This is a genomic window from Streptomyces sp. NPDC018029 (genome assembly GCF_044327655.1).
Taxonomy (GTDB): domain Bacteria; phylum Actinomycetota; class Actinomycetes; order Streptomycetales; family Streptomycetaceae; genus Streptomyces.
Genome location: NZ_JBIRFV010000005.1, coordinates 406,776 through 420,678 on the forward strand (window position 1 = coordinate 406,776; position 13,903 = coordinate 420,678).

The following is a 13,903-nucleotide window of genomic DNA, read 5'->3' on the forward strand; positions in this document are numbered from 1 at the left end:
GGGACTTACTCCCCACATCGCGGGCCCTTGGAACCGTAAGCCGAGCACCCCGACCAACGAGGAGCAGCCGTGGACACCGCCACCGCCCCGCAGCGCCGAGTCACCCGCCCGCGGGCCGACGCCCTGCGCAACCGGGAGCGGATCGTCGCCGCCGCACGCGAGATGTTCGTGGAGCACGGAGCCGACGTGCCCCTCGACGAGGTCGCGCGCCGGGCCGGCGTCGGCAACGCCACGGTCTACCGCAACTTCGCCGACCGCGCCGAGCTGGTGCGCGAGGTCGTCCGCACGGTGACGGACCGCGTCGCGGCCCTCGCCGAGCAGGGCATCGCCACGGCGGACGCCGACGAGGGCGCCGCCTTCGGTGCGCTGCGCACCTTCGTGCACGCCGCGGTCGACGAGCGGATCGGCGCCATGTGCCCGATGCTCGCGCCGGACTTCGACCCCTTCCACCCCGATCTGCTGGACTCCCGCGAGCGGCTCGAGCGGTCCATCGAGGGCCTCATGGAGCGGGCCCGCGCGGCGGGGCAGCTGCGCACCGACATCGCCGTCGGTGACCTGATGGTCGCCCTGTCCCAGCTCACCCGGCCGCTGCCCGGCACGGCCTGCGTGAGCATGGACAGCTTCATCCACCGTCACCTCCAGCTGTTCCTGGACGGGCTGATGACGCCCGCCCGGTCCGAGCTTCCGGGGGAGGCGGCGACGCTGAAGGACCTCCGCCGGCACTGACCCCCGCCGAACCGCACCCGCCCCCCTTTTTCCATTTCGTTTTCCTGTTTCAGTTCACTCCGTACCGCTAGGTGGCCACCCCTATGTCCGAAACAGCCCTCAAGCCCGACTCAGGGCCAGACGCCAACCGCTGGAAGGCGCTCGTCTTCATCGCCCTCGCGCAGCTGATGGTCGTGCTCGACGCGACCATCGTGAACATCGCGCTGCCCTCCGCCCAGGAGGACCTCGGCATATCCGACGGCAACCGCCAGTGGGTCATCACGGCCTACGCGCTCGCCTTCGGCGGCCTGCTGCTCTTCGGCGGCCGCATCTCCGACCTGTGGGGCCGCAAGCGCACCTTCGTGACCGGTCTCATCGGCTTCGCCGCGGCCTCCGCGCTCGGCGGCGCCGCGACCGGCGAGGCCATGATGCTGGGCGCCCGCGCCCTCCAGGGTGTGTTCGGCGCGCTGCTCGCGCCCGCCGCCCTCTCGCTGCTCGCGGTGATGTTCACCGACGCCAAGGAGCGCGCCAAGGCCTTCGGCATCTACGGCGCGATCGCCGGTGGCGGCGGCGCCGTCGGCCTGATCCTCGGCGGCTTCCTCACCGAGTACCTGAACTGGCGCTGGACCTTCTTCGTCAACATCCCGTTCGCGGTGATCGCCGCCCTCGGCGCGTACTTCGTCATCCGTGAGCCGGCCGGCGGCCGCAACCGCTCGCCGCTCGACATCCCCGGCGTGGTCCTGTCCACCCTGGGCCTGGTCGCGCTGGTCTACGGCTTCACGCGCGCCGAGTCCGACGGCTGGTCGGACTCCGTGACCATCGGCATGTTCGTCGCGTCGGTCGTGCTGCTCGCCGCGTTCGTCCTCACCGAGGCCAAGGTCAAGTCGCCGCTGCTCCCGCTGCGCGTCCTGACCGAGCGCAACCGCGGTGGCGTCTACCTCTCGCTCGGCCTCGCCGTCATCGCGATGTTCGGCCTGTTCCTGTTCCTCACGTACTACCTGCAGATCGTCGAGGGCTACTCGCCGGTCAAGACCGGCTTCGCCTTCCTGCCGATGATCGCGGGCATGATCGTGGGCTCCACGCAGATCGGCGCCCGGCTGATGACGCGCGTCCCGCCGCGGCTGCTGATGGGCCCGGGCTTCCTGCTCGCCGCCGTCGGCATGCTGCTCCTGACGCAGCTGGAGGTCGGCTCCTCGTACACCGGGCTGATCATGCCGGCGCAGCTGATGCTCGGCCTCGGCATGGGTACGGCGTTCATGCCCGCCATGTCGCTCGCCACGCACGGCGTCGAGGCCCGTGACGCCGGTGTCGCCTCCGCGATGGTCAACACCTCGCAGCAGGTCGGCGGCGCCATCGGCACGGCGCTCCTGAACACCATCGCCGCCTCCGCGACCTCCGCGTACATCGCGGACCACGCGGCCGGCGCCGCCAACCCCAAGCTCGTCCAGGCGCAGGCCATGGTCGAGGGCTACACCAGCGCCATCTGGTGGGCGGTCGGCATCCTGGTCGTCTCCGCGCTGATCGCGGCGACGTTCATCAACACCGGTCACCAGGGCGGCGCCGCGGCCTCGGGCGACTCGGCGGACGGCGCCGAGGACGAGGTGAAGATCCCGGTGATGGCCCACTGACCTCCTCGGTGGGTGCCTAGCGGAGCCAGGGGAGGTCCGCACCGGCCTCCTTGGGCTGAAGTCCCTCGGCGACGATCGTCATGATCTCGCCGAGGGACTTCTGCTGTTCCGGGGTGAGCCGGTCGAAGAGGGCCTGGCGGACGGCGGTCACATGGCCGGGGGCGGTCCTGCGCAGCACCTCGAAGCCGTCGTCGGTGAGGATCGCCAGCTGCCCGCGCTTGTCGGAGGGGCAGTCCTCGCGGCGCACCCAGCCGCTCTTCTCCAGGCGGGCGATCGCGTGCGAGAGGCGGGACCGGGTGATCTTCATGGTCTTGGCCAGCTCGGTCATCCGCAGCCGCCGCCGGGGGGCGTCGGACAGCTGGACCAGGAGGCCGTAGTACATGTGCGGCATGCCCGCGTCGCGCTGGAGCTGACGGTCGAGGAAGTCGTCGAGAAGGGTGGTCGCCTGGAGATAGACCCGCCAGACGCGCTGCTCGTCGCCGTCCAGCCAGTGCGGCTCACCGGCCGGGGGAGGGGTCGCTGCCATATCCATGTACCCCACTGTACGAGGCCCTTCCTTGAACTTTGAACAAAGCAGGCATACGGTTGGGGCGTAGAGCTTGATGTTTCAAGTACTTTCGTTCCTTCACCCGTTGTTCCACCCGGTTCCACCCGCCCGGAGGTGCGCGATGACCCGCATGCCCGCCCTGTACCTCAGCCATGGCGCCCCGCCGCTCGCCGACGACCCCGTCTGGCCCGGCGAGCTGGCCGCCTGGTCCGCGGAGCTGCCCCGCCCCAAGGCGATCCTGATGGTCTCCGCCCACTGGGAGGAGGCGCCGCTCGCCCTGTCCGCCACCGAGACGCTGCCTCTCGTGTACGACTTCTGGGGCTTCCCCGAGCACTACTACCAAGTGACGTACGCCGCGCCGGGCGCGCCCGGACTCGCCGCCTCCGTACGCAAGTTGCTGCACGCGCCCGGCACACCCGTGCAGGACGTGCCGGACCGCGGGCTCGACCACGGCGCGTACGTCCCGCTCGTGGAGATGTACCCGGACGCCGACGTCCCCGTGCTCCAGATCTCCCTGCCGACCCTCGACCCGCGCCGCCTCATGGACATCGGCCGCAGGCTGGCGCCGCTGTGCGACGAGGGCGTGCTGATCGTCGGCAGCGGCTTCTTCACGCACAACCTGGCCGCGCTGCGCCACGGCGGCGTGCCCGGCTGGTCGGCCGAGTTCGACGCCTGGGGGTACGAGGCCCTGGAGGCGGGCGACGTGGACGCGCTGCTCGACTTCGGGCACAAATCCCCGGCCGGGCGGCTCGCCCACCCGCGCACCGAGCACTTCGCACCGCTCTTCGTCACGCTCGGCGCGGCCGAGGCCACGGGGGACCTCGACGGGCAGCGCAGCGTGATCGACGGGTTCTGGATGGGGCTCGCGAAGAGGTCGGTGCAGTTCGGGTGAGGGCGGGTGTGGGGGCGGGCGGGCCCCACGACGACCCCTCTACACGAGTGGCTCGCTGAGCTCGACGGCGCGCAGGGCCGCCGCCAGAGCCCGCTCGTCACCGACGTCGAGCGCCGTGTCCGCGAACTTGATCACGTGCTCGTCGCCGTGCGCCATGGCCCGCTCGAAGACCTCCTCGGCGCTGAACGTGCCCGGCGCGGCGTACGCCACCGGCTCGTCCGGCGCGTACATGGCGGTGATCGCCGCCGACGCCGTCCACGCGGCGTGCAGGCTCGGCACCCACAGGGCGCGGGGGAGCGCGGGCAGGGCGCGCAGTACGGCGTTGGGCGCGGTCGCCGCGTGCACCAGCATCGTCTCGTCGCCGTGGCCGTGCGTGGCGTACCGGTGGGTGGCCGCCCGCACCAGCTCCGTCAGCCGGCGCCGGGCCTCCTCCGGGTCGTCCACCGAAGCGGCCCACACCGGCAGCCCCTCGACCCGGCCGAGCCGCGTCGGGTAGCCGCCGTCGGCCCGGTTCGCGATGGGCGGCACCGCGTCCAGCGCCCCGGCGGCGCTGGCGGCACCCGGCAGCTCGGCGACACCGGCGAGCGGGAGGTGGCGGGCGGCCCAGTAGCCGAGGCCGTGCGCGAGCTCGGCGAGACGGGGTTCGGTCACGCCGCCCGGCTGCCCGCTCCCCGCCTGCCCGCTGCTCCCCGCCTGCCCGCCGCTCCCCGCCTGCCCGCTCCCCGCCTCCGCTTCGCTCTCCTCCAGGGTGCGCACGGCGTGGCCCACCCGGATCACCGGGTGCGCGGCGCTGCCGTACAGGCCGGGCAGCAGGCGCGGCCACCACTCGGCGAGCACGTCGCGCCAGGGCCGGGCCTCGATCTCCCGGCCGAAGTACGCGATCCAGTCGGCGGCGCGGCGCGGGTCACCCAGGGCGGCCTGCCAGTTCGCGTCGGTGACCGGCTCGAACGGGGCGGGAAACTCCTCCAGCTTGGGGGCGTAAAGATCCAGCCACCGGTGGACGGCCCGGGACTGCCCGTGCGCGGCGAGCGCCTCGACGGCCATCGGGGCGTGGTTGGTGAGCCGTCCGAGACGCTCGGGGCCCGAGGTGTGCAGGCGCTGCAGGGCTTCGTCGAGAATTCCTGTGGTGTCGGTCATGCGGGGACGGTAGGCCGCTGACCTGCCGGTGCGTAACGGCCTTGCGATCTAGGTCCTCGGGCCCAGAAGGTCTAGGCCATACCCAGTCGCAGCTCGTACCAGGCGACGTCCCAGTAGCGCCCGAACTTCCTGCCGACTTCCTCGTACGTCCCCACATGCCGGAAGCCGAAGCGCTCGTGCAGACGGACCGAGGCCTCGTTCGGCTGGGCGATCCCGGCGTAGACGCGGTGCACGTCCTCGCCCTCCAGAGCTTCCAGGAGCGCCTTGTAGAGGAGCGTGCCGATGCCCCGGCCCGCGGCGTCCGGCGCGCAGTACACGCTGACTTCCACGGAAGTGGAGTAAGCGGGCTTCGGGCGGAAAGGACTACTCGTCACGTATCCGAGCACACGGGAGGCGTGGGTACGGGAGCCGGGGCCGGGGTCGGAGCAGGGGCCAGGGCCGGGATCGCGCTCCTGAGCAACCAAGAGGCGGTGCGGGCCGTCTTCAGGGTGGGAGAGCAGCCAAGGGCGGCGCTCTTCCGGCAGGAAGGCGACGGTGTCGAAGGTGACGGCCGTCTCACGCACGTAGTGGTTGTAGAGGTCCGTCAGGGCTTCGAGATCAGCCTCGACGGCCGGTCTCACCTGCACCTCTGTACGTTCCGTCGGCATCCGGACCCCCTCCGTGGCGCGACAGGGTACTGCACCGCCGGGAAAAAAGATGCGCGGCTTGGGAATTCTGTCCGGATTCCAGTCGTTGTTTCCATCGGATGCAGGGCACCCGAGGGTGTGCCATCCACCACAGAGGCCCCAGAAAGGGCCGACCAGGACCACCATCGCAAGGGAGCACGCATGGCAACCCGTGCCGTCGCCCGTCGCAAGTCCGCCGCCTCCGGTGGGACCGACGCGGCACGCAGTGTTCGCGCCGTAGGCGGGGAGATCGCCGACCGCGACCTGGTCGGCATGTATCTGGACGAGATCGCGCGCACGCCGCTGCTCGACGCCGCCAAGGAAGTGGAGCTCTCCCAGGTCATCGAGGCGGGGGTGTATGCCCAGAAGATCCTGGACGGCGAGGTCGAGGACAGCAAGGTCACCGCGGACCGCGAGGAGCTCGAAGCCCTCGTGGCCGACGGCGAGCGCGCCAAGGACGTCTTCATCCGGTCGAACCTCCGCCTGGTCGTCGCGGTCGCCCGCCGCTATCCGCGCAGCGGCCTCCCCCTCCTCGACCTGATCCAGGAGGGGAACGCCGGACTGGTGCGAGCCGTCGAGAAGTTCGACTACGCCAAGGGCTTCAAGTTCTCCACGTACGCCACGTGGTGGATCCGCCAGGCCATCACCCGCTCCATAGCCGACCAGTCGCGCACCATCCGCCTCCCCGTCCACCTGGTGGAGGAGCTGGGCCGCATCCGCCGCGTCCAACGCGAGTTCAACCGGGAGAACGGCCGGGATCCGGAGCCCGCGGAGATCGCCGCGGAGCTCGCCTCGACGCCCGAGCGCGTCGTCGACGTCCTTGACTGGGCCCGCGACCCCGTCTCGCTGAACATGGGCGTGGACGACGAGGGCGACACCCAGTTCGGCGACCTCCTGGAGGACACCTCGGCGGTCTCGCCCGAGCAGTCCGTCCTCTCGCTGCTCCGCAGCGAGGAGCTCGACGACCTGATCGGCCGCCTCGACCAGCGCACGGCCTCCATCATCAAGATGCGGTACGGCATAGACGACGGCCGCGAGCGCACGCTCACGGAGGTCGGCAAGGAGCACGGGCTGACCCGGGAGCGGATCCGCCAGATCGAGAAGCACGCGCTCCTGGAGCTGAAGAAGCTGGCGCGCGACACGGGGTTCGACGCGGTGGCCTAGGCGGCCGGCCTTGGGCGGTTTCCTCATCCTCCTGCGCCGTCTTCCTGGGGCGTCGCGCTTCGCGCGTTTTCCCCACCCGCCCGCCCTTTTTCCGGGAGCGAGCGGGTCAGGCGGGTGCTCATGGCCCTGATGCAGTCCACCAGTTCCCCGGGGCCATGGACCGTGAAGTCGCAGTCCAGGACCGCCAGTCGGACCGCCAGCCATTCCAGCGAGTCCGAGACCGGGCAGCGCAGGCGGCAGCTGTGGTCGTCCAGGGGCTCCACCGGGCCCAGGGGCGCGGGCAGGCGCGCGGTGACGAAGTGCGCCGGCGCGGCGAAGGTCACGTCCAGGTCGTGCGTCGGCCGCCCGCTCCACATCGACTGACGGATGTACTCCGCGGCGTCCCCCGTCGGCAGCTCCCGCGGCACGAACCGCGCCCCCGTGGCGAACGGGTCGGCCACCCGGTCCACCCGGAAGGTCCGCCAGTCCTCGCGGTCGATGTCGTACGCCACGAGATACCAGCGCCGCCCCGTCGACACCAGCCGGTACGGCTCGGTGAGCCGGCGCGACTCCGTGCCGTCGCCCGCCCGGTAGGCGAACCGCAGCCGCTCGTGGCCGGCCGCCGCCGACGCCATCACCGTCAGCGTCTCCGGCGCGATGCTCGCCCCGTCCCCGCTGGTCAGCGCCGTCGTCGCGGTCTGCAGCGCGGAGACGCGGTGGCGCAGGCGCCCCGGCAGCACCTGCTCCAGCTTGGCGAGCGCCCGCACCGACGCCTCCTCCACGCCCTCCACCGCGTGCCCCGCCCCGGCCCGCAGGCCCACCGCGATGGCCACCGCCTCCTCGTCGTCCAGGACGAGCGGCGGCATGGCCTTGCCCGCGACGAGCCGGTAGCCACCGGCCGCACCCTGGCTGGCCCGCACCGGGTAGCCGAGGTCCCGCAGCCGGTCGATGTCCCGCCGCACCGTCCGCCTGCTGACCCCGAGCCGCTCGGACAACTCGGCGCCGGGCCACTCGCGGGGCGTCTGGAGGAGGGAGAGGAGCTGGAAGAGCCGCGCCGGTGTATCGGCACCGGCCGCCGCACCGCCCGTAGTCATGGTCATGCCACCCATCCCGTCGTCGTCTTGCTGTCGTCGTGGCGTCCGTCGTGCCGTCATGCCGTCGTCAAGTCATCTGTCGCATCGTCGGCATGGCGTACTTACGCGTCGTCTCCGTCATGCCGTAGTCATGCCCTCAGCATGCCGGATAATTAGGTCACGTCCTGGCCTATATGGCCTCTAGCCTTGCGGCATGACTTCACCCAGCACCGTTTCCGCCCCCGGGACACCGGCGGCCGCCGGCGACCGTCGGCGGTGGTTCGCCCTGGCCATCGTGATGACCGCCGCCTTCATGGACCTCGTCGACGTCACGATCGTCAACATCGCCATCCCTGCCATCCAGCGGGACGAGGGCGCCACGTACAGCCAGATCCAGTGGATCACCGCGGGTTACGCCCTCGCCTTCGCCGCCGGTCTCATCACCGGCGGCCGGCTCGGCGACATCCACGGCCGCAAGCGGCTCTTCCTGATAGGGATCACCGGCTTCACCGTCGCCTCCGCGCTCTGCGGCTTCGCGGTGAACCCGGAGATGCTGGTCGCGTCGCGCATCCTGCAGGGCGGCATGGCCGCGATGATGGTGCCGCAGGTGCTGTCGATCGTGCACGCGACCTTCCCGGCCCACGAGCGCGGCAAGGTCTTCGGCCTCTTCGGCATGATCGTCGGCCTCGGCGCGGTCTCCGGGCCGCTGCTCGGCGCGCTGCTCACCGAGTGGAACATCTTCGGCCTCGAATGGCGCCCGATCTTCCTCATCAACCTGCCGGTCGGCATCGTGGGGGTCATCCTCGGACGGAAGTTCATCACCGAGTCGAAGGCACCGCGCGCCCTCAAGCTGGACCTCGTCGGCGTCGTCCTGGTCACCGTCGGACTGCTGATGCTGCTCTACCCGCTCACCCGCGGGCGCGAGCTGGGCTGGCCGGTGTGGGGTCACGTCATGATGGCGGGCTCGCTCGTCGTCTTCGCCACCCTCGTCGCGTACGAGAAGAGGAAGGCCGCCAAGGACGGCTCGCCGCTCGTCGAGCTGTCGCTGTTCAAGGTGAAGAGCTTCGCCGCGGGCATCGCCGTGCAGACCGTCTTCGGCGTCACCATGGGCATCTTCTTCCTGGTCTGGACGCTCTACATGCAGGTCGGCCTCGGCTGGACCGCGCTGCGCGCCGGACTGACCGGGGTGCCGTTCTCGATCGCCGTCTCGGCGGCGGCCGGCATCTCCGTGCAGAAGCTCGTGCCCCGCTTCGGCCGCAAGGTGCTGCAGGCCGGCGCCCTGGCGATGGCCGCCGGCGTGCTCATCTACATCTGGGAGGCCGGCCGGTACGGCGCGGACATCGCCCCCTGGCAGATGGCTCTCCCGCTGGTCGTGATGGGCATCGGCATGGGCCTGATCGTGGCCCCGCTGACGGACGCGGTCCTCTCGGAGGTCCCGCGGGAGCACGCGGGTTCGGCCTCCGGGCTCATCAACACCGTGCAGCAGATGGGCACCGCGCTCGGCCTCGGCCTGGTGTCGGTCGTCTTCTTCGGGGTGATCGACGAGCGGGTCCCGAGGGAGCGGATCCCCGCGGAGTTCGCGGACGGTTTCCAGAACGCGCTGTGGTGGGTGACGGGGGTGCTCGCCGTCATCTTCCTGGTGATGTTCGCCCTGCCGGCGAAGCCGCGGGTACACATCGAGGGCGGCGGGGACGAGGACGTGACGGAGGACGACGAACAGCTGGAGAAGGAGCCGGTGCTGACGCACTGAGGACGATTCCGACGACGGTTTCCCGTGCCCCGAAAAGGGGCGCGGGGAACTGCGCGACCAGCCACGGCGCGCCCGCAGCAGTCCACCCGCCCGACCCCCATCCGCCCAACCAGCGGAGCGCTACAGCTCTGCTTGGGTGGCCGCCTCGTCCAAGGACTCCAGTACGGCCTTGGGGCTGCCGCCCTTGACGACCGCCTCGCCGATACGGCGGCGCACCGCGCTCCGGACCTCCGGCCAGGAGCGGAGGTTCGTCGGCTGGAACTGAGCCTGCGGCATCTGGTCGATGAAGTCCCGGAGCGGTCGCTGCTCCGGGTCCTTGCGCAGGGCGTCCGACGCGGAGCTCGTCACCGGCAGGGCGGACTGACTTCCGCCGTACGCCAACGCGGACTTCCAGCCGTACAGGTAGCTCAGGAACGTGCCGCACTGCTCGCGCCGCCCGTTCTGCCTGAACGCCATCAGCCAGTCGTTGAGCCCGACGGGCGGCGCCGCGCCGCCGAGCTTCTTGGGGAACGGGGCGTGCGCGTAGGGGAACTTGGCCTTATCGGCGGCGCCCATCAGGACCGGGTGGGCGATCATCATGCCGATCTTGCCGCGCAGGAACTGGGCGTACGCCTCCGTCCTGGTCAGCGACTTGGGGTCGGCGCCCGCCAGGCCGCGCGCCACGAGGTTGTCGCGCAGCCAGGTGAGGGTGTCGATGTTGCTGGGGGTGGCGAAGTCGTAGCCGGTGAGGCCGGCGTAGCCGCCGCCGTCCGCGAGGAGCCAGGCGAGGGCCTCGTCCTCGGCGGCCTCGGGGCCGAGCTGGAGACCGTACGGGGTGGGGACGCCGATCGCCTTCAACGCCTCGGCCGCCTCCCGCAGTTCGGCCCAGGAGCGGGGGGCCTTGATGCGTGCCTGCCTGAAGAGGGCCTTGTTGTAGAAGAGGCGCGGGGTGCTGGCCAGGAAGGGCAGGCCGTACTGGACGCGGTCGACCATGCCCGCCTCCGCGTAGGAGCGGATGAAGTCGCCCTCGGTACGGACGTCGAAGAGGTCGTCGGCGCCGTACAGCTTGCCGTCCTCGGCGTAGGGCGCGAAGAAGTTGGACTGCGCGATGTCGGGGGCGTCGCCGTCCTTCACGCGCCGGGCCAGGGTCTGGTCGAGCTTGGTGAACGGGACGCGTTCGAGGTGGACCTGGATGCCCGGGTGGGCCTTCTTGAAGGCGCCGATGAGGCCGTCCCACTGGTCGCCGATCGAGGAGCCCACGCTCTTGTCGTAGCTGGCGACGAGGAGTTCGAGCGGGGAGTCGGTCTCGGCGGAACAGGAGGTCAGGCCTGCGGCGCCGAGCGCGGTGGCGCCGGTGAGACCGGCTGTGTGGAGAAGGAACTTCCGACGACGCACCGCTGTTCGCCACCTTTTGCCTCTGCGGTTCCACGGGGGCGGGGGCCCGGGCCTGGCGGCCGCTTCCGTAGCTTTCGGGTGGCAGATTCTGCCACAGGGGCAGTTAGTGACGGCGAGGTGGTCCGTGGTGGGCTGGCATAACCTGCCTGTCATGCCCAGTGGTTCGCAGTCGCCGCAGTCGTTTCAGTCGTCTCAGTCCTCTCAGTCGTCACGGCTGGCCCAGTCGGCCCAGTCGGCCCAGTCGGCGCAGCCGTCGCAGCCGTCGCTGACGGAGCGTCGTAAGAGTGAGACTCGCCTCGACATCGCCCGCACCGCGGCGGCGCTCTTCGTCGCAGACGGGCTGCGCGCCACCCGCGCCGAGGACATCGCCCGGGCGGCGGGCGTCGCGCCGCGCACCTTCTACCGCTACTTCGCGACCAAGGAGGAGTCGGTCGCGCCGCTCTTCGCCGCGGGGGCGCAGCAGTGGGCGGAGGCGGTGCGCCGGGCACCGGCAGAACTGTCCGTTCCGGACGCGTTGCGGCACGCGGTCGCGGACGCGCTCGGCGCCCACGACGCGGGTGCGGCGGAGTCCCTGGACTGGGTGCGCGCGCTGCTGCGCATGTCGGCGGAGAGTCCGGCGCTGCGCTCGGTGTGGGCGGACGCGTGCCATGCGTCGGAGCAGACGCTGCTGGCGGTGCTGGCGGAGCGCGCCGGTGCGCGGGGTCCGGCAGACGCGGACTCGGCGGGTCCGGACCCCGCAGGGCCCGGCCTGGACCTGCGCCTCGCGGCGGCCGTCGCGAGTGCGGCGGTACGGGTGGCCGTGGAGAGCTGGGCCGAGAACTGGTCCGAGACCCGGGCCCCGGGCGGCGAATCGGCGGACGCCTCCGACGGTCCGGCGGCGCTCGCGGCGCGCTGCCTCACGGCTCTGGATGCCTTTCCCTGGCCGTAGGGGCCGAAGCGCCCGCATCGCCGACCCCGGCCCTCGCCCTCGGCCTTCGGTGACGGCCTTCAACGAGAGTCAAAGTCCGTTTGTGCCCGAATCGCGCCCGAACCCGTTTACTTTTCGGAAATCCGGCCGTACTCTGCGAGCGAAACCACAAGCTCGGGCATTCGGCGGAGGCGAACGGACATGTACGCACCGGAGCGGCAGCAGGAGATCCTGCGGCTCGCGCGGGACGGCGGGCGGGTCGACGTCCTTTCGCTGGCCGAGGAGTTCCAGGTCACCGCGGAGACCATCCGGCGCGACCTGAAGGCGCTCGACCGGGCCGGTCTCGTCCGCCGCGTGCACGGGGGTGCCATCCCCGCCGGGCGCCTCGACTTCGAGCCGGACCTCGCCGAGCGCGAGGGGACCGCCGCGGACGAGAAGGACCGCATCGCCCGCGCCGCCCTCGCCGAGCTGCCCGCCGAGGGCAGCGTCATCCTCGACGCCGGGTCGACCGTCGCGCGCCTGGCGGCAGGGCTCCCGCTGGAGTCGACGCTCACCGTCGTCACGCACAGCCTGCCGACGGCCGCCCGCCTCGCCGACCACCCCGGCATCCAGCTCCACCTCATCGGCGGCCGGGTCCGGCAGCGTACGCGCGCGGCGGTCGACGCGTGGGCCCTGCGGGCGTACGGCGAGATCCGGGCCGACGTCGTCTTCCTCGCCGCCAACGGATTCTCCGCGGAGAGCGGCCTCACCACCCCCGACCTCGCCGAGGCCGCCGTGAAGCGGGCGGCCGTCGCCGCGGCCCGCCGCGTGGTGCTGCTCGCCGACTCGGCCAAGCACGGCCAGGAACACTTCGCCCGCTTCGGCGACCTCGCCGACGTGGATCTGCTGATCACCGACACGGGCCTGACCGATGACGATGCGGCCGCCATCGAGCGCGGCGGCACGGAAGTAGTACGCGCATGATCCTCACCGTCACCCCCAACCCCTCCCTCGACCGCACCTACGAAGTGCTGTCCCTCGACCGTGGCGAGGTCGTCCGCGCCACCGGCGAGCGCATGGACCCGGGCGGCAAGGGCGTCAACGTCTCGCGGGCCGTCGCGGCCGCGGGCGTGCGGACGGTCGCCGTGCTGCCGCTCGGCGGCGCGCCCGGCGCACTCGTCGCCCAACTCCTCCGTGAGCAGGGCATCGAGGCCGCCCCGGTGCCGGTGGCCGGACAGACCCGTTCCAACATCGCGGTGGCCGAACCGGACGGGACTCTCACGAAGATCAACGCACCGGGCCCCGAACTCTCGGAGAGCGAGCGCGAGTTGCTGCTCGCCACCATCGGCGAGCGGTCGGCCGGCGCCGACTGGATCGCCTGCTGCGGCAGCCTGCCACGCGGCCTGAAGCCTTCCTGGTACGCGGAGTTGGTGGCCCGCGCGCACGAGGCGGGCGCCCGCATCGCTCTGGACACATCGGGCCCCGCCCTGCTCGCCGCGCTCGCCGAACGCCCCGACGTCGTCAAGCCCAACGTCGAGGAGCTCGCCGAGGCCGTGGCCCGCCCCCTGACGACGGTCGGCGACGCGGTCGAGGCGGCGCAGGAGCTGCGGAAGTCGGGCGCCCGCGCCGTCCTCGCCAGCCTCGGCGCCGACGGCCAGCTCCTGGTCGACGCGACGGGCACGTACTTCGCGAGCGCTCCCGTCGCCACCGTGCGCAGCAACGTCGGCGCCGGCGACTCCTCCCTCGCCGGCTTCCTGATCGCCGGCGGCACCGGACCCCGTGCGCTCGCCTCCGCCGTGGCGCACGGCGCGGCCGCGGTCCAGCTGCCGGGCAGCGCGATGCCGGCCCCGTCGGACCTCGCCCCGGACGCGGTCACGGTGACGGACGAGGTGCCCCTGACCCGCCCCCTGACGGAACCCGCCACATGACCCCCGGCCCGTGCCCCGCACCTCCCACTCCTCCAGCGGCTCGTGTCCCCTCACCCGCCGCTGCCTCCCCGGCCGTCCCCCACACCTCAGGCACCCCCAGCTCCCTCCCCCCAGCTGCTGCCCCCGTCCCCCCAGCACCCTCCGCCCATCGAGCGACACCGGCGGCCCGGGTGAT

The 13,903-nt window shown here is 72.0% G+C and carries 13 protein-coding genes; 8 read left to right on the forward strand and 5 right to left on the reverse strand.

Features of this window, described 5'->3' with window-relative positions; genetic code table 11:
- The first annotated feature begins 69 nt into the window (after positions 1-69).
- Positions 70-726: a TetR/AcrR family transcriptional regulator gene (locus tag ACH4D5_RS18105; RefSeq protein WP_398303308.1), complete on the forward strand. Its 657-nt coding sequence runs from the start codon at positions 70-72 to the stop codon at positions 724-726.
- 83 nt (positions 727-809) lie between these two features.
- Complete coding sequence (locus ACH4D5_RS18110; protein ID WP_398303310.1) at positions 810-2,333, forward strand: MFS transporter; 1,524 nt, start codon at positions 810-812, stop codon at positions 2,331-2,333.
- 16 nt (positions 2,334-2,349) lie between these two features.
- On the opposite strand, the gene ACH4D5_RS18115 is transcribed toward ACH4D5_RS18110, so the two are convergent.
- Positions 2,350-2,865: a MarR family winged helix-turn-helix transcriptional regulator gene (locus ACH4D5_RS18115; protein ID WP_398303312.1), complete on the reverse strand. Its 516-nt coding sequence runs from the start codon at positions 2,863-2,865 to the stop codon at positions 2,350-2,352.
- Between the two features lie 136 nt (positions 2,866-3,001).
- Between ACH4D5_RS18115 and ACH4D5_RS18120 the strand changes: the two genes are divergently transcribed.
- The gene (locus ACH4D5_RS18120) at positions 3,002-3,772 is read left to right on the forward strand and encodes a dioxygenase (protein ID WP_398303314.1); all 771 of its coding nucleotides are present in this window, start codon (positions 3,002-3,004) and stop codon (positions 3,770-3,772) included.
- 39 nt (positions 3,773-3,811) lie between these two features.
- On the opposite strand, the gene ACH4D5_RS18125 is transcribed toward ACH4D5_RS18120, so the two are convergent.
- Positions 3,812-4,909 (reverse strand): questin oxidase family protein, encoded by a 1,098-nt coding sequence (locus ACH4D5_RS18125; protein WP_398303316.1) that lies wholly within the window; start codon positions 4,907-4,909, stop codon positions 3,812-3,814.
- A gap of 71 nt (positions 4,910-4,980) precedes the next feature.
- Positions 4,981-5,556, reverse strand: a complete 576-nt coding sequence (locus tag ACH4D5_RS18130) for a GNAT family N-acetyltransferase (protein WP_398303317.1) — start codon at positions 5,554-5,556, stop codon at positions 4,981-4,983.
- A gap of 180 nt (positions 5,557-5,736) precedes the next feature.
- Between ACH4D5_RS18130 and ACH4D5_RS18135 the strand changes: the two genes are divergently transcribed.
- A complete protein-coding gene (locus ACH4D5_RS18135; protein WP_398303318.1) occupies positions 5,737-6,738 on the forward strand; it encodes an RNA polymerase sigma factor RpoD/SigA in 1,002 nt (333 codons plus the stop codon).
- A gap of 23 nt (positions 6,739-6,761) precedes the next feature.
- On the opposite strand, the gene ACH4D5_RS18140 is transcribed toward ACH4D5_RS18135, so the two are convergent.
- Positions 6,762-7,811 (reverse strand): helix-turn-helix transcriptional regulator, encoded by a 1,050-nt coding sequence (locus ACH4D5_RS18140; protein ID WP_398303753.1) that lies wholly within the window; start codon positions 7,809-7,811, stop codon positions 6,762-6,764.
- A 193-nt stretch (positions 7,812-8,004) separates the two neighbouring features.
- Here ACH4D5_RS18140 and ACH4D5_RS18145 point away from each other — a divergent pair, with 193 nt between their 5' ends.
- Complete coding sequence (locus tag ACH4D5_RS18145; RefSeq protein WP_398303319.1) at positions 8,005-9,540, forward strand: MFS transporter; 1,536 nt, start codon at positions 8,005-8,007, stop codon at positions 9,538-9,540.
- A gap of 120 nt (positions 9,541-9,660) precedes the next feature.
- On the opposite strand, the gene ACH4D5_RS18150 is transcribed toward ACH4D5_RS18145, so the two are convergent.
- Positions 9,661-10,914 (reverse strand): extracellular solute-binding protein, encoded by a 1,254-nt coding sequence (locus tag ACH4D5_RS18150; protein ID WP_398303321.1) that lies wholly within the window; start codon positions 10,912-10,914, stop codon positions 9,661-9,663.
- A 151-nt stretch (positions 10,915-11,065) separates the two neighbouring features.
- On the opposite strand from ACH4D5_RS18150, the gene ACH4D5_RS18155 reads away from it, so the two are divergent.
- From ACH4D5_RS18155 to pfkB, 3 genes are all read left to right on the forward strand, one after another.
- Entirely contained in the window at positions 11,066-11,842 is a 777-nt protein-coding gene (locus ACH4D5_RS18155; RefSeq protein WP_398303323.1) for a TetR/AcrR family transcriptional regulator, read from the forward strand.
- A 180-nt stretch (positions 11,843-12,022) separates the two neighbouring features.
- Positions 12,023-12,784 (forward strand): DeoR/GlpR family DNA-binding transcription regulator, encoded by a 762-nt coding sequence (locus ACH4D5_RS18160; protein ID WP_398303325.1) that lies wholly within the window; start codon positions 12,023-12,025, stop codon positions 12,782-12,784.
- A complete protein-coding gene (gene pfkB / locus ACH4D5_RS18165) occupies positions 12,781-13,728 on the forward strand; it encodes a 1-phosphofructokinase (RefSeq protein ID WP_398303327.1) in 948 nt (315 codons plus the stop codon). Before ACH4D5_RS18160 ends, pfkB begins: the two co-directional genes overlap by 4 nt.
- Positions 13,729-13,903: the final 175 nt, after the last annotated feature.

Coding starts and splice junctions, on each gene's coding strand:
- ACH4D5_RS18110 (WP_398303310.1), top strand. CDS start 810: ATGTCCGAAACAGCCCTCAAGCCCGACTCAGGGCCAGACGCCAACCGC.
- ACH4D5_RS18115 (WP_398303312.1), bottom strand. CDS start 2,865: ATGGATATGGCAGCGACCCCTCCCCCGGCCGGTGAGCCGCACTGGCTG.
- ACH4D5_RS18120 (WP_398303314.1), top strand. CDS start 3,002: ATGACCCGCATGCCCGCCCTGTACCTCAGCCATGGCGCCCCGCCGCTC.
- ACH4D5_RS18125 (WP_398303316.1), bottom strand. CDS start 4,909: ATGACCGACACCACAGGAATTCTCGACGAAGCCCTGCAGCGCCTGCAC.
- ACH4D5_RS18130 (WP_398303317.1), bottom strand. CDS start 5,556: ATGCCGACGGAACGTACAGAGGTGCAGGTGAGACCGGCCGTCGAGGCT.
- ACH4D5_RS18135 (WP_398303318.1), top strand. CDS start 5,737: ATGGCAACCCGTGCCGTCGCCCGTCGCAAGTCCGCCGCCTCCGGTGGG.
- ACH4D5_RS18140 (WP_398303753.1), bottom strand. CDS start 7,811: ATGACTACGGGCGGTGCGGCGGCCGGTGCCGATACACCGGCGCGGCTC.
- ACH4D5_RS18145 (WP_398303319.1), top strand. CDS start 8,005: ATGACTTCACCCAGCACCGTTTCCGCCCCCGGGACACCGGCGGCCGCC.
- ACH4D5_RS18155 (WP_398303323.1), top strand. CDS start 11,066: ATGCCCAGTGGTTCGCAGTCGCCGCAGTCGTTTCAGTCGTCTCAGTCC.
- ACH4D5_RS18160 (WP_398303325.1), top strand. CDS start 12,023: ATGTACGCACCGGAGCGGCAGCAGGAGATCCTGCGGCTCGCGCGGGAC.
- pfkB (WP_398303327.1), top strand. CDS start 12,781: ATGATCCTCACCGTCACCCCCAACCCCTCCCTCGACCGCACCTACGAA.